The following is a 24,021-nucleotide window of genomic DNA, read 5'->3' as shown; positions in this document are numbered from 1 at the left end:
ATCGCCCTATTAGCCAAATCAAACCACCCAAGAGACGCGTATCTACAGCGCCCTTTACCATCCTCGATAGCGCAGGGAGAGGGCGAAGAGTATCTTCGTCGGGCGCACATCACGCTGCTGATGCTCATGCTGTACACGCCCCTCAATCTGCCAATGCGAACTCAGACGATAGCGCACCCGCCCTCCGAGCACAGCCCCCTTACCATATAATAAAGTCGCACCATACTCACCTCGTAGCATCGGCGTCAGCGTATAGAGCCGGCTATCCCAGCTGGAAGCATTGAAGGCATCTGCTAAAAGATCCAGCTGTAGCCGTTCGGAAGGAGCCCATCGTAAGCGTCCCTGCACAGCCCAGCCCGAAGATGCGGCTCCACGGGCATAGAGGAGGGCAAGACGAGGTTGCCAAGCGCCAAGATCATACGCCCCCTCGAGCTTGAAGCGATGGCTATCCTTTCGCCCCCGATAGTGTAGCCTTAGACTTGCCTCACGCTCTATCTGGAAACTGGTCATCAGGCCATAGCTCACAGTCGAACGTGCTACATTATCTCCCGACCTCTGCGAGTCAGATCGGTAGGCATCGAGATAAAGGAGGGTAGATCCTAAGCTACTGAAGGGAGTAAGCTGTATCTGTAGGCGCCCTCCATCCTCACTATGCGGACGGAGTGCATGCGTGCCAGCCCGCCCATAATAGGTCCAGTAATGCGCCCCGATATGCCAGAGGGAGAGGCGAAGATCCGCCCAACGTCCTTGGAGATAAGAGAGATGCTGGATGAAAGCCCACGCTGAGCGAGAGGTATAGGCCGCCTCACCACTAAGGCGCAGGTGCCCTCGGAGTGCCAGATAGCGGTAGGAGAAGCTCCAGGCAGCATAGCTCTGCAAGCCTTCCAGCGTCGCATCACCTTGGCTCCCTGGTGGGTGTCTTAGTCGATCTCCTTGCCAATCTTGATACACACCCTGTAGTGATAGCTCAAGATCGGGTACACGATATTCGATCCATCCTCCATAGAGACGGGTCAAGGCTTGCCGACGTGCCGCCCAAGCCACCTCTGTCGTATGCAGTCCCGTCTCCGAGAGCGCAGTAAGAAAGCCCTCGTCAGAGCGGTGTGCGTCTATACGACGATGAGAGGCGAAGAGTCCCAAGCGGTAGCTTCCCACGCGAAGCATACCAGCTGCCCCGCGGGAGAAGTCGCTCTCAGTCATACTCCGCACAGGACGCACACCCGTACCCTGGCGTGGGGTCAGTGAGAGGAAGCTCAGCGGGAAAGCTCCTTGCGAGAGGATCAACCCACTACCACGTGCCACGCGGTAGTCACCCAAGACAAGGATCAGCGCGCGATGCTCCAGCTGGGCATGTAGGCTATAGGCATCAAATCCTCGGTGCGCCCCCCGTCGCCAAGGCTCGCCATAGTCCTTCTCCCCCGCGATGAAGAGACTCAGGCTATGGGGCGTAGCATAGCTATAGCTTAGCCGTAATGCATCCTCCGAACCGAGAAGTGGCTTCTTCGAAGCAAAGTCAGTGCTACTACGCTTACCATAAAAGATACGAGCCTCGTGGGTGGCTTCTAACGTATTTCCCAGCAAGGGGCGCTCCTCGGCTATGGGGCGACAGACCATGACGGGGCGTAGCAGGGCGATGAGCGAGAGACTCCAGCCTGGCACCAACTTCAGCTCTGAGAGTTCATGAAAAGCCTGATGATCGGTACGATAGCGGACGAACTGATAGATCTGATAGTCCGAGAGCATCGGGAGCCGACGTAGCTCCTCCTCTCGGACGGAATTAATGTCCAGCGGGGCTCGCCTCAGCTCGTCATAGAGAGCTGCCGCTTCGTGCGCCTCTTCTTCGGTAAGCAAGCCCACCTGCAGCTGACTCTCGATAAAAGCCTCCCAGCCCCCATCCGAGCGGAGGCTATCCGTAGGCGTCTGAGCTTGGAGTGAGCTGAGTAGTGCACTTAACCCCAAGAGGAGCAGGGCTACACTACTCCTTATAAAGGGGGTTATGACATGAGGATTCATTGCGCTCATGGTGGTGATATTAGGGTGCTTGTGTGGGGCACTCTTCTTGTAAAGGTACTGAAAGTGTAGCACAGTCTCTTGAGGCAAGATAATCCTTCCGATAGAGGAGGGGAAAGCAACCTGTACTGGTTCAAAAACAGCCCCAACGCACAGATACTTTTTATCTCTGTTAACCAGCCGTATAATAGCAGGGTAACCGAATGCTTGTAGTAGCGATATGAAGCACCTAATTTTCGGCACATCGGGAACGAGAGACTAAGGTGAGCTTCCTCGTCTCAATTAGGATAGGAAAGAGCTCCAGCAGGAGAAGAAAGCAAATACAAAGTGCCGAGGGAACTGTGATTGATCTCTCACTTCTCCCCTAACATCTCAAAGAGATACAAAGCATTTCCCCAGAAGCGGTGGAGAGTAGTGAGAGGGGGACAAGGATACAGCACTAGTCATTCGCCCTCAGACCAATAGTAGTTTACGAATAGGCTTCCATAACATCATCTGAGAACCGCTATGCAGTAGAGTGGCATACAGCAAGAGTAACTTCAAGAAGGTACGAGTAATGAAGAGATGGACTTGCTCAATGGTCCCACATATAGGTATATGGGTGCGTGGGTAGAGCTATATAGGATGGCGAAGGAAGCTATATAGCTATGGACTGATTCCTATATAGCTTTGTGAAGTGACCTCTATTAGGTTGTTGCTCCGCGTATGGATAAAAGTTGTGGACGAGTGGCAGGTAAATTTGGGCTACGTACGTGGCTCTAATATCTACGTACGTGGATATTTGGATTTGCGTGCCTGGTCTTTAAGACTACGTACATAGACAGAGGAAAACCACTACGTGAAGACGCTTTTTTCTTCACGAGAACGATGCTTTTCCCTCTGCAGGATAAGAGGAATACTCGCGATAAGGCGAAGGGCTTGTGTATCTCTTCGGAGGAGCATATCGGGGAGCAGGGCGTTGCGATGCCTTAGCACTCTAAATAGGGGACAGGAGTCTCGGCAATAGTCTCCACAGGGCAATTTTATCGAAGGATCCGCTTGGCACTGGTAGATACGACCTCAATATAGCTCCAATATTTCCCTTGATTTTGACAGGGTAGATCCGCACCTTCTCTGGATCACAAGCACACTTTATATAAAAATGTGTAATTTTGCAGGCCTTTAGACTAAGGTAATTCCACACAAGCATAGTTATAAATACAGACAATGAAGAAACTCTTTATCGCCTTCTCGCTCATCGCCCTCTCCGTGGGGCAGGTCGCAGCGCAGACGGACTCTATCCCCACTGAAGCCCCCGAAGTACCAGCTCCAGCACCAGCTTGGAAGTTCTCTGGTGTATCGGGTCTTAACCTTGCTCAGACATCACTCACCAACTGGGCTGCAGGTGGTGAGAACTCCGTAGCTTGGAACCTTTACCTCAATGCTTCGGCTAACTACAAGAAGGGAAACTGGAGCTGGGACAATGCCCTGATCACGGACTTCGGTAAGACCTTCACGACCTCCAATAAGTGGCTCAAGAGCGTCGATAAGCTGAACTTCAGCACCAAGGTCGGTCACAACATCTCCAAGCACTGGAGCATTTCTGCTCTCGGAGACTTCCTCACGCAGTTCGCTCGTGGGTACGACTCTGACACGAACCCCAATATCCCAGGGAACAAGGATAAGTACATCTCTACCCTCCTCGCCCCTGGCTATCTGACGCTCGCTATCGGTGCTGACTACAAGCCCAACGAAGACTTCTCCCTCCTGCTCTCTCCTATCACGGGGAAGATGACCTTCGTCCTTGACAACCGTCTCTCTGCAGCGGGTGCCTTCGGAGTTAAGCCCGGGAAGAAGACGCTCGCAGAAGTCGGTGCTCTTGCTGTAGCTAACTACAAGCGTAAGCTCGCTGAGAACATCAACCTGGTCACGAAGCTCACACTCTTCACGCCTTACAACGAGAACTTCGGTAACATCGACGTGAACTGGGATATGATGATCGCCTTCAAGATCAATAAGTTCCTCACCACGACACTGACCACGAACCTCGTCTACGACGACGATATCAAGACGGTCGATGCTGCTGGCAACCAGCGCGGGGCCAAGGTCCAGTTCCGTGAAGTACTCGGGCTCGGTCTTGCCTACAGCTTCTAAGGCATAGCCTACAACATCCTATATAGCCAAGGGCTACCCCATATCACCAGTATATGGAGTAGCCCTTGCTATATCTAGGTGCCCGAGTACAGACTAATTATCAATGGATGAACGAAAAGCCAGATATATTTGTTTTCTTTGCGAATGAAAGATAAAGCAGGATACTTTCTCTATGGAAGCAGGGTGAAAATGATGATTACCCTTCATCCTGCCCGATAGATCATCACACATATCACCACATAGTAGCATTATGATCGGAACGGAAATCAAGGAGTTTGGCCAAGTCATCAACAATGACAAGCTCATGGTCGTACACGTCAACCTTCCCCAAGGCAAGAAGATCGCACCACACGATCACCAGGGGCAAGATATCTTCTTCAGCGTCGTTAAGGGCCAAGTCAAGGCAACCCTCAACAATAGCGAAGAGCATACGCTAAGCCCAGGCACCCTGCTGCACTTCGACGGTGAAGCCTTCATCGGCATCGAAGCCCTCGTCGACAGCGAATTCTTCGTCTACCTCATCAACCTCTAAGCTTCCCTCGCCGTATGGAGAATATGCGCAATAACCTGCCCGAGATCGATATGGAGAAGCTCCAGATCGTGCTCGATACCAAGGAGCGATATCTCGATGGTAAGCTCACGCTCGACGAAGCGCGAGCCATACTCCGTGAGCGCGTCAAGACACTGCGTCCCTACGAGATCGCCTTGGCAGAGCAGGAGCTGAAGACCTTCGACGAAGACGAATGTCGCAAGGAAGATATCCAGCAGATGATGGAGCTCTTCCAAGATGTACTCGACCGCAGTCGCCCCGATCTGCCCGATGACCATCCCATCATGTGCTATCTGCGTGAGAATGATGAGATGCGCCGTCTGCTGAAGCAGGTCGAAGAGCTTGCCCAGTACCCTGTCATCAAAAATCAGTGGCTCGAGCTATATGATGAGCTACATAAGTTCCGCCTTCACCTCTCGCGCAAGCAGAATCAGCTCTATTCGATCCTTGAGCGCAAGGGCTTCGACCGCCCCACGACGACGATGTGGCTCCTCGACGACTTCATCCGCGATGAGATCCGCGATGCCCGCCGTCTCCTCGAGGAGGATAAGGACGATGAGTTCATCGCTATGCAGCCCACAGTCGTAGCTGACGTACTTGACCTGATGCAGAAGGAAGAGACAGTACTCTACCCCACTTCGCTGGCGATGATCCGCCCTGCAGAGTTTGAGGAGATGAAGTCAGGTGACCGTGAGATTGGCTTCGCATGGATACGTGTCGGCAAAGAAGCACCTAAGGCTGATACTCCGAAGGAAGCCGTACCCGCTACAGCTGCTGCAGGCTTTGCCAACGAACTTGCCGGCCTACTCGGTAAATATGGCTTCGGCGGAGGGAGCACACCTGGTGCGCTTCTCGAGGTAGCTACGGGTCAGATGACCCTTGAGCAGATCAACCTCGTCTATAAGCATATGCCTGTAGACTTCTCCTATGTAGATGAGAACGAGATCGTGCGCTTCTACACCGACACCGATCACCGCGTCTTCCCCCGTAGTAAGAACGTCATCGGTCGTGATGTAAAGAACTGCCACCCACGCACCAGCGTACACCTCGTCGAGGAGATCATCGAGAAGTTCCGCCGTGGAGAGCAGAATGAAGTAGACTTCTGGATCAACAAGCCTGGCCTCTTCATCTATATCTACTACGTCGCCGTACGCGATGAGGAAGGGCGCTTCCGTGGCGTCCTCGAGATGATGCAGGACTGCACACGTATCCGTAGCCTCGAAGGCTCACGTACGCTCCTCTCATGGGACAAGAGCAACAAGGCTGCCTCCAAGCATGGGGATGACAAGCCCGCAGAAGCTACTCCTACGGCTCCCGCCCCTGCAGTAGAGGAAGAGAGCGAATATGTATCCTGCTCCTGCATGAAGGGAAGCAGTCACGCTCCTGCAGCACCCGAAGTAGCCTCAGCAGCTGCCGAGGAAAAGACAGAGAGCTGTGGCTGCTCGGGTCATAGTGCTGATGTAGAGATCACAGCCTCTACCCGCCTCAAGGACCTCCTCGAGCATCACCCTTGGCTGAAGGGTGCTCTTGCCGAGATCAACCCAGCCTTCAAGATGCTCTCCTCCCCCTTGGCACGCATCATGATCCCTAAGGCAACGGTCGGCATGATGAGTGAGCGTAGTGGCATGGATCTGCAGAGCCTCATTGATGCCATCAAGAAGCGTATCGCTGAGCATAAGTAGCACGCCTACATTTCCCAACTAGATAAAATGACACGCCCCATGAGCAGCTCTGCTCATGGGGCGTGTCACTTAGTTTTTGTTATCTCCAGTGAGTCTTAGAACTCGTACCCGAGGGTAATGTAGCTGGTGACATAGCGAGGGGTCTTGAGGCTCACGTAGTAAGGTGCACCCAGGCTCTTCTTCGTAATGCCCGTAAGGCTTGCATCGATGCCACCACGAAGGTAGACGCGGTTGTACTGATACATGAGGTTAGCACCTACACCGAACTCAAAGCGCTTGAAGGCATTCTCCTTATAGAGATCCTTATCGATGTTCTCTCCCGAAAGCTTAGCCGACAGACCGTAAGCGAAGTAAGGGCCTGCGTTGAGGAAGATGCGGTGCTTCTCTGCAATCGTAGCCAGACGGAAGGAGAGATCCAGCGGGAGCTGGAGTGAATAGGTCTGGATGGAAGAAAGCTTCTTCTGATTCAGACCATCATCAAGGATCGTCCCCTGCTTCTCACCACGACCTACGACATAGAGCCCAGGAGTGAAGGAGAAGATCGTGTTGTCGAAAGGCATCACGAGGCTCCCCCCAGCACGGAAGCTGGTGAGATGCTTACCCGTGTCACCATTGTGGTGGACGCCGAGGGCTGAGATACGCGAGATCGCAAGACCTGCTTCAGCACGATAGTGGAGCTGTCCGAGCTCCTGAGCAGAGAGAGCCGTACCGGCAGCGAGGGCGAGGCCTGTGCCGAGGAGGAGATTCTTAAAGAGTTTCATTGTTGTCTGTATTTATAGTTGGGATATTCTATAGACTATTAGTAGAGGAAGCCGAAGAGCCAGACGGGGATCGCCTTCTCTCGGGAGAGGTCACCACGCTCAAGGACATAGTAGCGGTCACTACGATAGCGACCCGCAAGCTCCTCCTCGATCTGGAGGGGATAGTGCCCATCAACCTCAAAGAGAGCTAGTGAGGAGCGTGAAGAGATACGCGCCTGATGCCCCTTGCTCAGCTGATTGAAGACAAAGGTACGCAGGAGTTCTGAGCGATCGCAAGCCTCTTGACCCAAGACGTGATAGAGGTTAGGATTACCCAGATAGACGATGGCAGGCTTACCCATCTCGGTATCTTCTGCTCGGTAGATCGGTCGTGCGACACGTGCATCAGAGAGATAGCGTAGGTAGTTCACGATCGTACTTCTTGAGGTCTCGATCTCGAGAGCCAGCTGGGAGATATTGAGCATCTGCAGGGGAGGACGCTGCGCCAAGATATAGATCAGCTTACGGAGCTTGTGCAGGAGGCGCTGCTCGAGTTGCTTAATGAAGAGGAGGTCAACCTCAAGCGTCATATTCAGCGTCTTCAGCAGGTTCTCCGAGTACAGTCGCGGCTCCAAGTGGAAGGGATAATAGCCATACTCAAGGTAACGATCCATCCATAGCCCGGGATTAACCGAGGAGAAGATGTCTCCTACGACCTCACTCGTATGCTCCATGATATCTTGCAGCTCCAGTGTGGGGAGACTAATCCCGTTATCCAGCTGAATGAATTCACGCAGAGAGAATCCTGCGAGGTGATAGATCGAAGCGATCGAAGCCAACTCAGGATCTTCCTCCTCGAGGTTCATTACAGCAGAGGCTGTGAAGACAATATGTAGTTCGGGATACCGATGATAGCATTCCTTGAACTCCTCCATCCAGCTCGGATACTTGAAGACTTGATCAAGTAAAAGCCGACGACCGCCTTGTCTGATGAAGTCACCAACAAAGTCCACCAGGCGGATGGTAGTGAAGCTGAACTGATTGAGATTGATGTAGAGGCAATCAGGACTATCGGGTGCATAGTGACGACGGGCATAGTCAAGGAGGAAGGTTGTCTTCCCCACACCACGGGAGCCACGGATACCGATGATCCGATCCTCCCAATTGATCTCATTCATTAGAGCCCGCTGTAGCGTGGGCTTGCCTTGCCTTAGTAGCGCACTATGCGTGCGGTGCAGATAATCCACTGATCTTATTCCTTCTCTCAATATGGTTTCAGAGAGAGGCCTGTGTATACACCACTCAAGCTCTCCCCTGATGAATACATATAGTATGCGGGCAAAATTACTTTAAAATAACTAAACATCTTATTGTCTATCTTTTCTGGCAGGGGATAATACCAAACTCTCCACGCAACTTAGCCTTCCCGTAAGGATATGTAAGCATTGCTGATCTAAGGGGAAGCGGTAGCGGCGAGTGGTGTTGAGTAAGAGCCACTCAGCCATCAGTCAGCACTAGCCGTATAGATAGAGAGCAAATCTATTGGAAAGTAAAACGAGGCATACTCCTAAGGAGAGATAGGATGATAGAGATGTAGGACCTCATCATCAAAAAAACTAAGGGCATACTGAGACAACATCTACCAGCACGACACAAAATTCTTTGATGAATTCGTAAATAACTACAGATCTGCACACGAATAATTATAGGTTTCGGACTCAAATGACTGTTCGTATCGCGTACGAACAACTATTCGTTCATACACGGAATAGCTACTAGTTTGCGGGCCAACGACTATTACTTTGACACTATCCGCCTACAGCTTCAGTCCCCAGGTAGCTAAGCAGTTCTCTTTTGATAATACTCAAAAGGAAGAATATGATTAAGAAGCTATATTAAGCATTAACCACTCACACCTTGAAAGTTACCGGGAAGAGAGGGAAAGCACAATATCTAAAGCTATTTATTGTTACCTTTGACATAAAGAACAAGCCTACACCTATAAAACTTCTAATAGGCACAGCAAAACCATGCTACACACCACCACCATCATAGCCCACCGCACAGAAGGGGGAGAAGAACAATCTTTATATGATCACGTAGAAGGTGTTGCTCTTCAGATCCGCCGTAATCTGACTGAAGCTGGGCTGAAGCAACTCATCCCTATAGGTGACCTCCTCGGCAGATTGCACGATGTGGGGAAGGCTCAGCCGGCCTTCCAGAGCTACATCCGTGGAGAGACTACAGCCAAAGCTCCACATAGTGCAGCGGGAGCACTTCTAGCCACCAGTCTGATGTACGAGCTCTCTAAGAAGCTTCAGCTCAAGAAGCTACCCCGTACCTCCCAGCTCCTAGCCTATGCCATCAGCGGACACCACCGAGGATTATATGACTATGCAGAGCTACGGAATAAACTTGAGGAAATAGACTGCAAGGGCCGCTGTGAGAAGACTGCAAAAGTCCTCTCTGGTCTTAGATCCGAGGTCCAAACCTGGTTCTCAGAGTATGCTGAGTCCACTGAGACTTTTCTTAAAGAACTTGCTAAGCAAGTAGGTGCGACAGAGCAAGCTCAAGCCTTGATCCGACTGCTCTTCTCCTGCCTCGTAGATGCTGACTTCCTCGATACCGAAGCCTTTATGGATGAAGAGCGAAAAGAGCGCCGTCATAAGGCTACCAGCGGATATGCCCCCCTTAAGATCTTGAGGGGTCGGCTGACGAAGCACATAGAGGGCTTCTCAACTGAGGGTAAGATCAACCAGGCTCGTAGACTCTTCCTCAACCGATGCCGAGCACATGGGCGCACCTGTCCGAAAGGCTATTATTCGCTCTTCCTCCCCACAGGCGGCGGGAAGACGCTTTCCTCAATGGCTTGGGCACTGGAGACAGCTCTTAATCACAAGGCTCAGCGCATCATCTACGTCATCCCCTATACCTCGATCATCACCCAGACCGCAGGTATCTTCCGAGAGATCTTCGGGGAAGAGAATGTACTGGAGCATCACTCCGATATCTCCTTCTCCAGAGATGAAGCCGCCCAAGAGGCAGAGCGCTACGAGCGCACTCGCCTACTAGCCGAGAACTGGGACGCTCCTATCATCGTGACGACAAACGTACAGTTCTTCGAGAGCCTCTTCTCTCACAAGGTATCACGGAGTAGAAAGGTGCACAGCATAGCGAACTCTGTTGTGGTCTTCGATGAGGTACAGATGTTCCCGACCGAATTCCTCCATCCTATGCTTCGCCTCCTTGAGGATCTAAGGCGGATCTACGGGACGCAGCTCCTCTTCTGCTCGGCTACACTTCCTCCCTTCGACAAGGATCATACTAGCTCCTTCAAGAAAGTAAATGACTTCCACCAGCTCAGCGATGCTATTCAGCCAATCGTCCCCGAAGATCCCGAGCTCTTCAAGGTATTCGACCGAGTCATCTACCACCTTGAGGAGAAGGAGTACACGACGAAGGAGCTGGCCGAAGAGCTATCTCAGCACGACTCTGCCCTCTGTATTGTCAATTCCCGCCGAGATGCCTCACAGCTCTACCAAGCTTTGCTTGAGGAGGGGAAGGAGGCACAAGATATCATCCATCTGTCTCGCAATATGTGCTCAGCTCATCTAAAGGAGCGCATCGCAGAGATACGCCATCGCCTGAAGGCAAAGATCCCCACGATCGTCATCAGCACCCAGCTGATAGAGGCCGGGGTAGACATTGACCTCCCCATCGTCTATCGTGCTATAAGTGGTCTTGACTCGATCGTCCAGGCAGGCGGGCGCTGCAATAGAGAAGGGGAGCAACCTGCTCCTGGGAAAGTCTACGTCTTCTCCCTAAGTGACGGTGGTAAAGCCTTCGGTGCTATAGCCCAAGGGCAGAATGCGACACGCTTCCTGCTAGACAACGACAAGGAGCATACCCGATCCAGCATACCTCTGGAGCTCATCGAAGCGTACTACCTGCGCTACTACTCCTCTATAGGGAGCTTTGACACCAAAGCTATTGCGGAGAGCCTTTATGATGTAGAAGAGGCTAAGCGCTGGCGATTTGACTTTGAGCAGGCCTCCAAAGACTTCCAGCTCATAGATAATGTAGATCGTGACCTCTTCGTCCCTTATGGCAAGGGGAAGGAGCTCATAGAGGGGCTTCAGAAGCATACCCTCTACCTCAACCACAGGGCGATGAGGGAGCTCCAGCAGTACTATGTAGCGATCTCTAAGTGGAGATATGAGGAGCTCGAGGAGGCTCGTCTTCTTTCCGAGATCGTAGTTGATAGAGAGACGGGAAAGAGCATCCTAGTACTTGCGCCCCAAGGCTACGATGAGGCTCTCGGTGTCTGCACGACGAATCCCCTCCTCGACGAGCCTCTCTTCGGCTAAACGAACAAGCAACAAATACAATCAGCAACTATGGATAAGACAAACCCTAAACTCTATTGCTTAGAGATACGTGGTGACTTTGCCTGCTTCACAAGGCCCGAACTCAAGGTCGAGCGTGTCAGCTACGATGTCATCACTCCCTCGGCAGCACGCAACATCTTCCAGTGCATCTTCTGGAAGCCAGCCATCCAATGGCACGTCCGTAGGATCGAGGTTCTCAAGCCCATCCGACGCACCTCCATCCGCCGCAATGAGGTAGGATCTACGATGAGCCACAAGGCTACAAAGCCTCTCTTCATCGAGGAGAATCGTCAGCAGCGTACATCCTATATCCTCCGTGATGTAGCCTACCGCATCTATGCCGAGATGGAATTCATTCCCTTGGAGAAGCGTACCAAGAAACAGCAAGAGGAGTGCAAAGATCCTAAGGCGGAGACTCCAGAGAAGTATGATGCGATCTTCTTAGAGCGAGCTACCAAGGGGCAGTGCTTCACACAGCCCTATCTAGGTTGTCGTGAGTTCACCTGCTCCTTTGAGTACATTCCACGAGGTCAGGAGCAAGACTTACCCATCGACGAATCTCGGGACCTAGGGATCATGCTCTTCGACATGGACTTCGAGAAGAATCTCCAGTGTCCTCCTCCCCTCTTCTTCCATGCCCAGATGATAAATGGCGTAATCGAAGTTCCCCACAAATCAAGTAAGGAGATACTCAGATGATACTCAAAGCACTCTACGACTACTACCAAGCGATGGCCAAGCTGGGGAAGGTAGCTCCCTCTGGCATGGAATGGAAAGCCATTCCCTTCGTCATCGTCATTGATGAAGACGGCACATTCAGACGGGTGATTGATACCCGAGACAAAGAGAATAAGCAAGGCCGTGAGTACCTCGTAGCCAAAGCTAAAGGTCGCTCGGGATCTAAGAGCTATGCAATCTCCCAAATCCTCTGGGATCACTCTGGCTATGTGCTGGGGATCCCCACGGATGATAGTGAAGAGAAGCAGGTCATGGCTCCTAAACAGCATGATGCCTTCAAGCAAGAGCTCGCTAAGTTCCGAGAGCTCTTCCCAGAGAACAAAGGCTTCAAGGCTATAGAACTCTTCTACAAGAAGTATGAAGAGAAAAAGGAGGAAGAGCCTTCAGATCTATTTGCAGAGGAGGTAAAAGACCTTTCGAACATCATCCCTGAAGACATCTTGCTGGAGATCAAGAAAAAGGTCGGGGCAAATATCTCATTCCTACTGAGTACAGAGAGTAATCCTAATAAGCTGATCTCCTCGCACAGAGATATTCGGTCTTACTTAGCAGGGAGTACTGAGGAGGAAGGAAAAGAAATGGGACGATGCTTGGTCACTGGAGAGAAGGGCACCATAGCTAGACTACATGGTGGGATCAGTCTCTTCGGAGCTCAGGCCAATGCTACGCTCATCAGCTTCCAAAAATTCTCAGGCTATGATTCCTATGGTAAGGAGCAGGGGCTCAATGCCCCAATCTCTCAGCCAGCATCCGATGCCATCATCTCGGGGCTCAACATGCTCCTTGAGAAGGATAAGAACACAAACTACCGCATAGGAGAGACTACATTCGTATTCTGGAATACCCTACAGGACGACGAACTGCTCAAGAACTATCAAGAAGCCACCTTCACAGGGCTCCCCTTCGATAGCGACTTTGATGAGGAGGAGGAAGCCACTTCGACATCCAAGAAGAAAGTAGCCAAGAAGAAGAACCCCGAGCAAGAGACGAAGGTGGTGATCCAGGCTCTTCGGTCAGCACTAGGAGGTAAGAATGCAAATATAGATCGGGATCACTCCGATCGCTTCTACATCTTAGCACTTGCGCCAAATGCCAAGCGTGTCAGTGTCAAGCTCTGGATGGAAGGTACAATCAGCGAGATCGTCGGTAATACCCTCGCACACCTCGATGATATGAATATCGTCCGCTTCGATGGTCTCCTAGACGAAGATACTCCTCCCCTTCGCCCCGTCTACAGGATCATGAAGGCTATCTACACAGCGACAGATAGCACTAAATGGCCGAGACAGGTGGTGCAAGAGCTCCTTGAGAGCATCATCAAGGGGCTCCCCTATGCACCAGTCCTCCAGATGGCATGCCTCGAGCGGATCCATCATGACCACACCAGCAAGTATCCCGTCACAGAGCTCCGAGCAGCCCTACTCAAGGCATACATCAACCGCAAACACAGAAAGAATCCTCAAATAAAACAGCTAACTATGGCACTAGACAAGTCCAACTCCAACCCAGCCTACTTAGCCGGGCGACTCTTTGCGCTTCTGGAGCGCATCCAAGAGAAAGCTATACCCGGCATCAAGGCGAACATCACCGATCGCTACTTCCGTACAGCCTCAGCGACACCAGGGATTATCTTCGGTCGTCTCCTCCAGCTCTCTGCCTTCCACCTATCGAAGATTAAGAAAGAGCACGGAGGTCTCGGCTTCTACTTTGACCGGCAGATACAAGAGGTACTAGAGCTCCTCCCTGGAGGACAGGCGACGTTCGATAAGTTCTTCACCCCTGACCAGCAGAGCATCTTCGCCGTGGGCTACTATCATCAGAAGGCCTACCGTGATCAGAAGGCAGAGAGTGCAGCAATCGAAGAAGAACAAGAAACAGAAAATTAACCCAACTAAATATCCATACAATCATGAGTAAGCAACCTATCCAGAACAGGTACGACTTCATCTATCTATTCGACGTACAGGACGGTAACCCCAATGGGGATCCCGATGCAGGGAACCTACCACGCATCGACTTCGAGACGGGACAAGGTCTCGTTACCGATGTCTGTCTCAAGCGCAAGGTTCGCAACTACGTGCAGACCAAGGTAGGCAGTGATCCTCTCAGCCAGATCTTCGTCAAGGAGGCTGCAGTCCTCAACAGCGAGATTGACAAAGCTTATGAGGCTCTTGACCTCAAACCCAAAGAGAAAGGGAAGGAAGCCGATAATAAGGACAAGGCACGTCAGTATATGTGCGAGCACTACTACGACATCCGCACCTTCGGAGCAGTGATGACTACGGGGAAGAATGCAGGCCAAGTGCGTGGAGCAGTCCAGCTAACCTTTGCCCGATCCATTGATCCGATTGTCGCCTCCGAACATACGGTCACCCGCATGGCAGTCACCGATGAAAAGGATAAGGAAAAGGAGCGCACCATGGGTCGCAAGGCTACCGTACCCTACGGGCTGTATCGTGCTCACGGGTTCATCTCTGCGGCGCTGGCTCGTGAGACGACATTCAGCGAAGACGATCTAGACCTGCTGTGGGAGGCGCTGAAGAACATGTTCGACCTCGACCGCTCTGCCGCCCGTGGACTGATGGCTGCCCGTCGACTCATCGTCTTCAAGCACGATGATGACCTGGGCAATGCTCCCGCCCACAAGCTCTTTGAGCTGGTGAAGGTAGAGGCTAAGGATCCCAGCCGTCCTGCCCGCTCCTTCAGCGACTACGAGATCACTGTCGATGAGAGCAAGCTTCCCAAGGGAGTCCAGCTACTCGACCTCATCTAGCGCATCATGTACACCGAGGACGAGATGCTCCCCCTCTCGGGCATCCAGCACTATGCTTTCTGCCCAAGACAGTGGTACCTCATCCATGTGGAGCAACTCTGGGAGGAAAATCACCTAACGGCCGAAGGGCATCTACTCCATGAGAAGGTGCATCAGCCCGAGGAGAGTGGTCGACGAGGCGATGTCATCACCCTTCGCTCCGTCCCCTTAGCCTCCCCCTCACTTGGCCTCTATGGATACTCCGATGCTGTGGAGCTACACCCAGCATCGGAGTCCCAAGGGGCTCACTTCCATCATCCCAAGTACCCAGGAGACTGGGAGGCTATACCGATCGAGTATAAGCGAGGACAACCCAAGCGAACGAATGCCGACAAGCTACAGCTCTGCGCTGAAGCTATCTGCCTCGAGGAATCCTATGGCATACACATTCCTCGAGGATACCTCTTCTATGGAGAGACGAAGCATCGGGAGGAAGTTGCCTTCGACACTGAGCTTCGCACCGAGGCCCTACAGATGGCTGTCGAGATGCACCGTTTATACAAAGACGGAGCGAGCATCCCTCCACGCTACGCTGCATGCTGTCGCTCCTGCTCCCTACTAGACCTCTGCATGCCTCAGATGAATCAAGGAGAGCGAGCTTCGGATTACCTCGGTCGCTATCATCTCCTTGACTAGCCCTTAGGCTAAGGCCTTCATGAGCACGCATCACGAAGCGCCCATTAGCCTCTAGAGGGCATAACTTCAGCCAACCAAAGGCGTACACCTCCTCCTGTTCTTCTCCCATTAGATCATCCTCCTCACTAGGCACCCATACATAGGTCCCTCCTCCGACCCATGAATGGGGTCCTCGACCGACCCATGCATGGGTCACTTGAGGGAGGCATGTATGAGGCACTTGGAAGGCTAGCCTATTTCCCTAGGAGTATCGAATCAATTTCCCAGCCCTTGCTAAGCGATGAGACACCTTCTAAACACCCTTTATATCCTTACCCCAAATGCCTATCTAGTCAAGGATGGAGAGAATATCGTCGTCCGCATCGACGACGAAGAGACGCTACGTGTACCGATTCACAACCTCGAGAGCATCCTCTGCTTCTCGTACCTAGGAGCTTCACCTGGAGCCATGTCGCTCTGCGTACACAATGGGGTGAAGCTCTCCTTCCTCTCTCCGACGGGGAAGTATATCGGTTCGCTCGAAGGGCCGATCAAGGGGAATGTGCTCCTGAGACGGGAGCAATATCGTCTGGCAGATGACGACGTGCTCTCGTCGCATCTGGCTTCGATCTTCATCGCAGGGAAGATAGCGAACCATCGGAGTGTCTTAGCCCGATTTTGTCGAGACCACCATCCCCCGCATGAGGTAGAGAGCGAGATCGAGGAGGCTCGGGCACTGCTCAGACAGCAGCAACACAAGCTCACCGAACAGACCTCACGCCTAGGTGTCATGGGAGTGGAAGGCTATGCTGCGAATATCTACTTCGGCCTATTCCAACACCTAATCCTCAACAAAGAATTTACCTTCTCAGGACGAAGCAAACATCCCCCCAAGGATGAAGTGAATGCCCTACTCTCGTTCTTCTACACCCTGCTGGCGCATGATGTGCGTGCAGCCCTTGAGACGGTGGGGCTGGATGCCTACGTGGGGTTCCTTCACGTGGATCGCCCAGGGAGGCCAGGCCTTGCCCTCGATCTCATGGAGGAGATGCGTGCCTACCTAGTCGATCGCTTTGTTCTTTCGATCATCAACAAAAGACAGGTCGAAAGGAGTGACTTCATCCCTCAGGGAGAGAAGGGCTTTCTCCTCAAAGAGGATGCTCGTAAGCGCCTCATCGGTCTCTGGCAAAAACGTAAGAAGGACGAGATCACCCATCCATTCCTCAAGGAGAAGATGCCCCTAGGCTTACTCCCTTATATCCAAGCACTCCTCTTAGCCAGACACCTACGAGGGGACTTAGATGAGTACCCTGTATTCCTAATGGTCTGAGCAAAAGATGTATATCCTCGTCACCTACGATGTCGCGACAGCGACACCCTCGGGCGCTAAGCGCCTCCGCCAAGTAGCCCGCATCTGCAAGAACTACGGGCAGCGTGTCCAAGCCTCAGTCTTCGAATGCTTGGTCGATCCAGCACAGCTCGTAAGCCTTCGCCATGAACTCCTCTCCGTGATCGATGATCAAGAGGATAGTCTTCGGATCTACCAGCTAGACAAGCACTACCAACGGCAGATCCACGTCTATGGCAAGGTTACCTCCTTCGAGATCGAAGGGGAACTCATCGTGTAGCCTCCACTACCCCAAGCCTCTTCCAAAAATCCTACTGACCTCTCCCAACTCACCTTCTCCGTAAGTCCCCAAGCACATCCACGCAAGCCTCCAGCGAACCCCAAGCGAACAGTTATTTCCAGCATCATCCGCAGGCGCTGGTTATCAAGCACATAAGCAAGAATAAAGGCATGAGCATAGCCCCGACCTTCAGAGCAACACCGCCAGTCGCAGATTACGCTTGTTTATCCGCCCCATAATACGCAACTTTGCACCACACTGTCGCACCCCTCCCGGGGTGCGTGAATTGAAACTTAACTTTAACTTATGATAACAATCATCTTCCTTGCGTCGCACCCCTCCCGGGGTGCGTGAATTGAAACTACTAAGAAGTTACTTAGAATAGCTTCGTTATCAGTCGCACCCCTCCCGGGGTGCGTGAATTGAAACTTAGGCTTGATATTACCGAGAGACTTATAACCAGTCGCACCCCTCCCGGGGTGCGTGAATTGAAACATCGACACAGCGACATCCCACAGGGTCTGCCCAGGTCGCACCCCTCCCGGGGTGCGTGAATTGAAACTCTGGTGCAGCCAATGCCGTAGGCGATGCTGCTAGTCGCACCCCTCCCGGGGTGCGTGAATTGAAACATTTACTCGTCTCATAGCTCTACAGGTCTGCATAGTCGCACCCCTCCCGGGGTGCGTGAATTGAAACAGGATTTAGGCTTGCAGCCTATTATGTCACATGAGGTCGCACCCCTCCCGGGGTGCGTGAATTGAAACGCGCGCCTCGTTTACGTGTATGGCTACGCTTACGTCGCACCCCTCCCGGGGTGCGTGAATTGAAACCGGCAAATCTGTCCTTCTTGGCTATGCCCCTCGCGTCGCACCCCTCCCGGGGTGCGTGAATTGAAACAGTACCGTCAAAGCGGACAGAGAAGATACTATCAAGTCGCACCCCTCCCGGGGTGCGTGAATTGAAACTCGGTGTAGACAATACCGCTTATACGGTTATACCTAGTCGCACCCCTCCCGGGGTGCGTGAATTGAAACGCAATATCTGATAAAGCGTAGAGCGCTCATAAGGTCGCACCCCTCCCGGGGTGCGTGAATTGAAACTCCGTTAATTTTGACGGCTCTGAAAAAACAGACCAGTCGCACCCCTCCCGGGGTGCGTGAATTGAAACTGCAACTCCTGCGCCTGCAGTTGGTGCTAATGTCGTGTCGCACCCCTCCCGGGGTGCGTGAATTGAAACTCAAGTTCAGAAGAACCTTGCTGATGCCGATGCTGGTCGCACCCCTCCCGGGGTGCGTGAATTGAAACAACCCCTTAGAGGGCGCTATCGGTGGCGAAGCGTAGTCGCACCCCTCCCGGGGTGCGTGAATTGAAACCCATTCTAACGGCGCAGTAGCGTAGCGCGCCCTATAAGTCGCACCCCTCCCGGGGTGCGTGAATTGAAACCTCTTCCGTAAGCCACTCAAGGATGCCGTGCTGAGTCGCACCCCTCCCGGGGTGCGTGAATTGAAACGGCGATGGGACGCTCCTGCGTGCCCTGGACAAGGTCGCACCCCTCCCGGGGTGCGTGAATTGAAACATACCACCATAAACGGCATCCATAACGACACCAAAGTCGCACCCCTCCCGGGGTGCGTGAATTGAAACGTGAGCTCCTTGACCTTGACGATCCCTCCGAGCGAGCGTCGCACCCCTCCCGGGGTGCGTGAATTGAAACTGTATCACGTCTTCCAAAGTCATCAGCCTTCAACTGTCGCACCCCTCCCGGGGTGCGTGAATTGAAACTTGTCCAGCAGGATAGAGCGACCAAGACCGAACTGTCGCACCCCTCCCGGGGTGCGTGAATTGAAACCTATCTCCTTGTGGTGAATTAGATACCCGAAAGGGTCGCACCCCTCCCGGGGTGCGTGAATTGAAACTTGCACTCCTTAGGCTCATCCTCCTCTCGGATGCAGTCGCACCCCTCCCGGGGTGCGTGAATTGAAACTGGTCGCCCGCTCTTTTCTCCTGACACGAGGATTGTCGCACCCCTCCCGGGGTGCGTGAATTGAAACGATGAGGGAGATACCAGCGTCTGCCGTTGCGTCGTCGCACCCCTCCCGGGGTGCGTGAATTGAAACTCAATGGTTACATTGTCGAGTCTTTGGGAGAGGTGTCGCACCCCTCCCGGGGTGCGTGAATTGAAACTTAATCGCTTGCAACGCCAGGATGGTACGTTTATGTCGCACCCCTCCCGGGGTGCGTGAATTGAAACTTGAAACGCAAGGACTAACGATAGACAATGGCAAAGTCGCACCCCTCCCGGGGTGCGTGAATTGAAACGAAGATGCAGGCGTGGACTACAAGAAGCTCAAGAAGTCGCACCCCTCCCGGGGTGCGTGAATTGAAACTACTATAGCTACGACCACTAAGGTTAGCCATGATAAGTCGCACCCCTCCCGGGGTGCGTGAATTGAAACCTCTACCTCACGCCACGCTGGAACGCCGAGGGCGAGTCGCACCCCTCCCGGGGTGCGTGAATTGAAACTAAGTTATCAGATGACCGTGTGAAGAAGAAGAAGTCGCACCCCTCCCGGGGTGCGTGAATTGAAACAAAGAGCAGCTTGATCGCCTTTCCGACGTTGCCCGTCGCACCCCTCCCGGGGTGCGTGAATTGAAACTGGAAGAACTCATGGTGCGGTGGTCGCACCCATCGTCGCACCCCTCCCGGGGTGCGTGAATTGAAACATGAGCGAACAGACAACGAGCTTACCTACAACATGTCGCACCCCTCCCGGGGTGCGTGAATTGAAACGCGATAAGGTAGATCAGCGCCTCGGTGGCGATGCCGTCGCACCCCTCCCGGGGTGCGTGAATTGAAACATAAGTGCGCTGATGGTTACTTAAGCTGTGCGATCGTCGCACCCCTCCCGGGGTGCGTGAATTGAAACTCGGTCTGTGCAGTAGTAATAACCTCGGATATATCGTCGCACCCCTCCCGGGGTGCGTGAATTGAAACGTTTTGTAAAACCCTCAGAATTAGACTATTATGAGTCGCACCCCTCCCGGGGTGCGTGAATTGAAACCACGAGGTCCCCCACGACAATTTGTTATCTCCAGTCGCACCCCTCCCGGGGTGCGTGAATTGAAACGCTCTTGGTATAGCAGTTAGTGAGCAACCGACACCGTCGCACCCCTCCCGGGGTGCGTGAATTGAAACTGTTTTCTGAATTTCAGTAAGCGTCATTTGAGCTGTCGCACCCCTCCCGGGGTGCGTGAATTGAAACTATTCAACCCGCTCTTACTAAGTTAATTACGGAGTCGCACCCCTCCCGGGGTGCGTGAATTGAAACTCAAGTGTATGCGTCTTGTAAATGAGGAGCTAGGTGTCGCACCCCTCCCGGGGTGCGTGAATTGAAACACCGCTGAGGACTTGCGTACTCATCCCCGCGATGAGGTCGCACCCCTCCCGGGGTGCGTGAATTGAAACCATCCATGCAGGATAGACAAGCGGTGGCGTCGGCGTCGCACCCCTCCCGGGGTGCGTGAATTGAAACTTCTTAAAATCATTACAAAGGTATGGAAACTAAGTCGCACCCCTCCCGGGGTGCGTGAATTGAAACGACGAAGAGGACTAATATACACAAGCGCCCCGCCGGTCGCACCCCTCCCGGGGTGCGTGAATTGAAACTAGTCTTAGTACTCTCTGTACCAGCATTAGTATAGTCGCACCCCTCCCGGGGTGCGTGAATTGAAACAGGGGAACGTAGTCAAATACGTGGCTCGCCACCAGTCGCACCCCTCCCGGGGTGCGTGAATTGAAACGGCGTAGACTATCGGAACTAAGTAACCTAATAAAGTCGCACCCCTCCCGGGGTGCGTGAATTGAAACATATATAACGCTAACGGCACTGCCCTACTTGTTAGTCGCACCCCTCCCGGGGTGCGTGAATTGAAACCGCTCTAAGGCTTACCAGCCCGCTGGTGAGCCTGCGTCGCACCCCTCCCGGGGTGCGTGAATTGAAACCTGGCTACTTGGCGGACTACGTTACTGGGATTGCGTCGCACCCCTCCCGGGGTGCGTGAATTGAAACGCTCCGAAAGGACGCTATCCCCGCGCTGGAAGAGTCGCACCCCTCCCGGGGTGCGTGAATTGAAACTTCTGCTCCAGCTGTGCAGGCTAAGCTTACGCGTCGCACCCCTCCCGGGGTGCGTGAATTGAAACCCATCTTCTGGCGCAATAACGTAGTGCGCCCTAAGTCGCACCCCTCCCGGGGTGCGTGAATTGAAACAATTATGTGCCCAAGTCAGACGGAGGCGCAACCATGTCGCACCCCTCCCGGGGTGCGTGAATTGAAACAATTATGTGCCCAAGTCAGACGGAGGCGCAACCATGTCGCACCCCTCCCGGGGTGCGTGAATTGAAACACCCTTGTCCCTCCTCGCTTTGTTCTTGGTGACCGTCGCACCCCTCCCGGGGTGCGTGAATTGAAACGCTATCTCCCGTAGCTCTCTGAGTAGCTCGGTGTAGTCGCACCCCTCCCGGGGTGCGTGAATTGAAACTCCACCTCCTCGGCTGTGAGAGGAGTTAATGGGGGTCGCACCCCTCCCGGGGTGCGTGAATTGAAACATTGAGACCTCTTCGAGCTTATTGCAGCCTGAGAGTCGCACCCCTCCCGGGGTGTGTGAATTGAAACCACTCTGTGCTATCCTCGGTAAACTCGCACCCTGTCGCACCCCTCCCGGGGTGCGTGAATTAAATCATTGACGTTATCCCTCAGGCCTTTTTCGATATGCCTCTAATCACACGTCTATGCTCCAAGGCTATAGGAGTTATTCTCTTAAAGCTTTCCCAAGATAATATCACAACAAGCTTTATTGCTCCTCAACTAAAGGATTAAGGACTAGACTTGTTGATAAGCACTTCTGCTCAACCTACCCATAGGTGAATCGGTAACCTATCATAAATAGGAGATGATAGAATAAAGCAATAAAAGTAGGAGTAGCAACCTATATAGGTCAACGGGCGAAGCAATATTGGTTGACGAACGAAGCAATATTGGTCCACGCACCGACCACTATTGGTTTGCTCGCTGACCAATAGTGGTTGATACAGGGTCTCTACAGAGAGCTCTGTGATATACAGTTTGCCCGCACCGCTTCAAGAAGGCGGTGCGGGCAAGCCATATGATAGTTGAGTGGAGGAAGCCTTTAGAAGTTGAAGTAGATGAAGGGCTGAGCGTCTGCGCTTCTGATCTGGATCAGCAGGAAGATCACCCCAATAAAGAGCAATGCTTGCTTGAGGAAAGAAAGCTCTGTGATCCACTCACGGAAGTGCAGTTCTTGCTTGTGCGAGGTGAAGTGTAGGAGGTAACCTATGAGCAAGAGCAGCAAGACATTCTTATAGCCTACGACAAACTGCAGGAAGACCTCAGGGGTGAAGTGATCCTTGATCTGAGTAATCACCGCACAAGCTGTCTCCATCGAGTCTGCACGGAAGAAGATCCAAGCAAAGCAGACAAGATGGAAGGTAATGATCTGCCCTGCGAAGCGCTGCCAACGAAGGGGCTTACGGCGACGCCATCCGAAGTGATCAAAGATCTGCATATACAGCTTGTGCAGAGCAAGAGCCACACCATGGATGGCTCCCCAAAGGACAAAGCGGAAAGCTGCTCCATGCCATAGCCCGCCAAGGAGCATCGTCAGGAAGAGGTTGATATAGGTGCGGATCTGTCCCTTTCGATTTCCGCCGAGCGGAATGTACAGATAGTCACGCAACCAGCTTGAGAGGGAGATATGCCAGCGTCGCCAGAACTCGGTAATATTCCCCGACTGGTAGGGCGAATCAAAGTTGATATTGAAACGGAAGCCAAGTAGCAAAGCAATCCCAATAGCCATATCTGAGTATCCCGAGAAGTCACAGTAGATCTGCATCGCATAGCCGTAGACCGCAAAGAGATTCTCTATCCCTGTGAAGCGAGTTGGCTCAGCAAAGATGAGGTCTACAAGGTTGGCCCCGATGAAGTCTCCGATAATCGCCTTCTTGATCAAGCCACTGATGATGAGTGTAAGGGCTTCCCCATATTCAGCCTTCAGCAGCTGCGGGCGACGATAGATCTGTGGTATAAAGTCCTTCGCACGGACGATAGGTCCAGCGACCAGCTGCGGGAAGAAGGAGAGATAAAAGAGGTAATCAATCCAGCGACGCAGTGGGGTGATCTCCTTTCGGTAGATATCGACCGTGTAGCTTAGCGTCTGGAAGGTATAGAACGATATACCCGCAGGGATGAAGTAGTCGCGAGCCTCCAATGGCACTGCTGGAGGTGTCGTGATGCCAATCGCTGCAAGCAATGTCTGCCCCAGGTCAAGGAGGAAATAGAAGTACTTGAAGTATGAGAGCATCCCAAGGTTCACGCAAACGCTCGTGATCAAGAGGCGCTTGCGATGACGTGGATCTTCGCTCTGCCCCATAGCCCGCCCAATGAAGTAGTCCATCGTGGCGGCAAAGAGGAGGATCAAGACATACTCCCCACTACTCTCGTAGTAGAAGAAAAGCGAGAAGAGAGCGACGTAGATAATGCGTAGCGTCGTCGTCTTCCGAAGGAGCATGTAGATCGGCAGGAAAAAGAGCGCACAGAAGAGGAAGAGTCCCGAGGAGAAGATCATTGGACTCTCGCGGTCAAAGCGCAGTACATCGGGGAGTCTCCCCCAGTCGATTGTATCGAAGAAGGTCATTCGTCGTAAAAGGG

14 protein-coding genes and 1 CRISPR repeat array are annotated in these 24,021 nt (G+C 52.8%); of the genes, 10 read left to right on the top strand and 4 right to left on the bottom strand.

Annotated features, from left to right (window positions below):
• Positions 1–54: 54 nt before the first annotated feature.
• Positions 55–2,013 carry a helix-hairpin-helix domain-containing protein gene (locus tag HMPREF1121_RS01175; RefSeq protein WP_198019150.1) on the bottom strand — a complete coding sequence of 653 codons (1,959 nt, stop codon included), beginning with the start codon at positions 2,011–2,013 and terminating at the stop codon, positions 55–57.
• 1,203 nt (positions 2,014–3,216) lie between these two features.
• Here HMPREF1121_RS01175 and HMPREF1121_RS01170 point away from each other — a divergent pair.
• The 3 genes from HMPREF1121_RS01170 to HMPREF1121_RS01160 all read left to right on the top strand — a co-directional run bounded on the left by HMPREF1121_RS01170 (position 3,217) and on the right by HMPREF1121_RS01160 (position 6,375).
• Entirely contained in the window at positions 3,217–4,143 is a 927-nt protein-coding gene (locus HMPREF1121_RS01170) for a DUF3078 domain-containing protein (protein ID WP_044114303.1), read from the top strand.
• Between the two features lie 250 nt (positions 4,144–4,393).
• Positions 4,394–4,675 carry a cupin domain-containing protein gene (locus tag HMPREF1121_RS01165; protein WP_009751902.1) on the top strand — a complete coding sequence of 94 codons (282 nt, stop codon included), beginning with the start codon at positions 4,394–4,396 and terminating at the stop codon, positions 4,673–4,675.
• A 14-nt stretch (positions 4,676–4,689) separates the two neighbouring features.
• Positions 4,690–6,375, top strand: a complete 1,686-nt coding sequence (locus HMPREF1121_RS01160; protein WP_044114302.1) for a PAS domain-containing protein — start codon at positions 4,690–4,692, stop codon at positions 6,373–6,375.
• Between the two features lie 95 nt (positions 6,376–6,470).
• Here the strand turns inward: HMPREF1121_RS01160 and HMPREF1121_RS01155 are convergent, their stop codons facing one another.
• Positions 6,471–7,136 carry an outer membrane beta-barrel protein gene (locus HMPREF1121_RS01155; protein WP_044114301.1) on the bottom strand — a complete coding sequence of 222 codons (666 nt, stop codon included), beginning with the start codon at positions 7,134–7,136 and terminating at the stop codon, positions 6,471–6,473.
• 38 nt (positions 7,137–7,174) lie between these two features.
• On the bottom strand, positions 7,175–8,293 hold the full coding sequence (locus tag HMPREF1121_RS01150) for an AAA family ATPase (RefSeq protein ID WP_044114300.1): 1,119 nt from the start codon (positions 8,291–8,293) through the stop codon (positions 7,175–7,177).
• Between the two features lie 852 nt (positions 8,294–9,145).
• On the opposite strand from HMPREF1121_RS01150, the gene HMPREF1121_RS01145 reads away from it, so the two are divergent.
• The 7 genes from HMPREF1121_RS01145 to cas2 all read left to right on the top strand — a co-directional run bounded on the left by HMPREF1121_RS01145 (position 9,146) and on the right by cas2 (position 17,296).
• A complete protein-coding gene (locus HMPREF1121_RS01145) occupies positions 9,146–11,482 on the top strand; it encodes a CRISPR-associated helicase/endonuclease Cas3 (protein ID WP_052353540.1) in 2,337 nt (778 codons plus the stop codon).
• Positions 11,483–11,512: 30 nt separating this feature from the next.
• Positions 11,513–12,202, top strand: coding sequence for a type I-C CRISPR-associated protein Cas5c (cas5c, locus tag HMPREF1121_RS01140; protein WP_044114299.1), 690 nt, complete (start codon positions 11,513–11,515; stop codon positions 12,200–12,202).
• On the top strand, positions 12,199–14,127 hold the full coding sequence (gene cas8c, locus HMPREF1121_RS01135) for a type I-C CRISPR-associated protein Cas8c/Csd1 (RefSeq protein WP_044114298.1): 1,929 nt from the start codon (positions 12,199–12,201) through the stop codon (positions 14,125–14,127). Before cas5c ends, cas8c begins: the two co-directional genes overlap by 4 nt.
• A gap of 23 nt (positions 14,128–14,150) precedes the next feature.
• On the top strand, positions 14,151–15,014 hold the full coding sequence (cas7c, locus tag HMPREF1121_RS01130) for a type I-C CRISPR-associated protein Cas7/Csd2 (protein WP_044114297.1): 864 nt from the start codon (positions 14,151–14,153) through the stop codon (positions 15,012–15,014).
• Between the two features lie 6 nt (positions 15,015–15,020).
• Positions 15,021–15,689, top strand: a complete 669-nt coding sequence (gene cas4 / locus HMPREF1121_RS01125) for a CRISPR-associated protein Cas4 (protein WP_044114296.1) — start codon at positions 15,021–15,023, stop codon at positions 15,687–15,689.
• A 280-nt stretch (positions 15,690–15,969) separates the two neighbouring features.
• A complete protein-coding gene (gene cas1c / locus HMPREF1121_RS01120) occupies positions 15,970–16,998 on the top strand; it encodes a type I-C CRISPR-associated endonuclease Cas1c (protein WP_044114295.1) in 1,029 nt (342 codons plus the stop codon).
• A 7-nt stretch (positions 16,999–17,005) separates the two neighbouring features.
• Positions 17,006–17,296, top strand: a complete 291-nt coding sequence (gene cas2, locus HMPREF1121_RS01115; RefSeq protein WP_044114294.1) for a CRISPR-associated endonuclease Cas2 — start codon at positions 17,006–17,008, stop codon at positions 17,294–17,296.
• Between the two features lie 260 nt (positions 17,297–17,556).
• Positions 17,557–22,035: direct repeats of the CRISPR family, unit length 33 nt; unit sequence GTCGCACCCCTCCCGGGGTGCGTGAATTGAAAC.
• Positions 22,036–22,483: 448 nt separating this feature from the next.
• Here cas2 and HMPREF1121_RS01110 read toward each other — a convergent pair.
• Positions 22,484–24,007: an MBOAT family O-acyltransferase gene (locus HMPREF1121_RS01110; RefSeq protein WP_044114293.1), complete on the bottom strand. Its 1,524-nt coding sequence runs from the start codon at positions 24,005–24,007 to the stop codon at positions 22,484–22,486.
• Positions 24,008–24,021 lie beyond the last annotated feature (14 nt).

Origin of the sequence: Porphyromonas sp. KLE 1280 (assembly GCF_000700805.1) — a bacterium.
Lineage (GTDB): Bacteria > Bacteroidota > Bacteroidia > Bacteroidales > Porphyromonadaceae > Porphyromonas > Porphyromonas pasteri.
This window is presented reverse-complemented; position numbering and strand designations above follow the sequence as displayed.

Excerpts from the sequence above, each read along its gene's own strand:
- HMPREF1121_RS01170 (WP_044114303.1), top strand. The coding sequence starts at position 3,217 with ATGAAGAAACTCTTTATCGCCTTCTCGCTCATCGCCCTCTCCGTGGGG.
- cas5c (WP_044114299.1), top strand. The coding sequence starts at position 11,513 with ATGGATAAGACAAACCCTAAACTCTATTGCTTAGAGATACGTGGTGAC.
- HMPREF1121_RS01155 (WP_044114301.1), bottom strand. The coding sequence starts at position 7,136 with ATGAAACTCTTTAAGAATCTCCTCCTCGGCACAGGCCTCGCCCTCGCT.
- HMPREF1121_RS01150 (WP_044114300.1), bottom strand. The coding sequence starts at position 8,293 with ATGAATGAGATCAATTGGGAGGATCGGATCATCGGTATCCGTGGCTCC.
- HMPREF1121_RS01160 (WP_044114302.1), top strand. The coding sequence starts at position 4,690 with ATGGAGAATATGCGCAATAACCTGCCCGAGATCGATATGGAGAAGCTC.
- HMPREF1121_RS01165 (WP_009751902.1), top strand. The coding sequence starts at position 4,394 with ATGATCGGAACGGAAATCAAGGAGTTTGGCCAAGTCATCAACAATGAC.
- cas2 (WP_044114294.1), top strand. The coding sequence starts at position 17,006 with ATGTATATCCTCGTCACCTACGATGTCGCGACAGCGACACCCTCGGGC.
- HMPREF1121_RS01175 (WP_198019150.1), bottom strand. The coding sequence starts at position 2,013 with ATGAATCCTCATGTCATAACCCCCTTTATAAGGAGTAGTGTAGCCCTG.
- cas4 (WP_044114296.1), top strand. The coding sequence starts at position 15,021 with ATGTACACCGAGGACGAGATGCTCCCCCTCTCGGGCATCCAGCACTAT.
- cas1c (WP_044114295.1), top strand. The coding sequence starts at position 15,970 with ATGAGACACCTTCTAAACACCCTTTATATCCTTACCCCAAATGCCTAT.
- HMPREF1121_RS01145 (WP_052353540.1), top strand. The coding sequence starts at position 9,146 with ATGCTACACACCACCACCATCATAGCCCACCGCACAGAAGGGGGAGAA.
- cas7c (WP_044114297.1), top strand. The coding sequence starts at position 14,151 with ATGAGTAAGCAACCTATCCAGAACAGGTACGACTTCATCTATCTATTC.
- HMPREF1121_RS01110 (WP_044114293.1), bottom strand. The coding sequence starts at position 24,007 with ATGACCTTCTTCGATACAATCGACTGGGGGAGACTCCCCGATGTACTG.
- cas8c (WP_044114298.1), top strand. The coding sequence starts at position 12,199 with ATGATACTCAAAGCACTCTACGACTACTACCAAGCGATGGCCAAGCTG.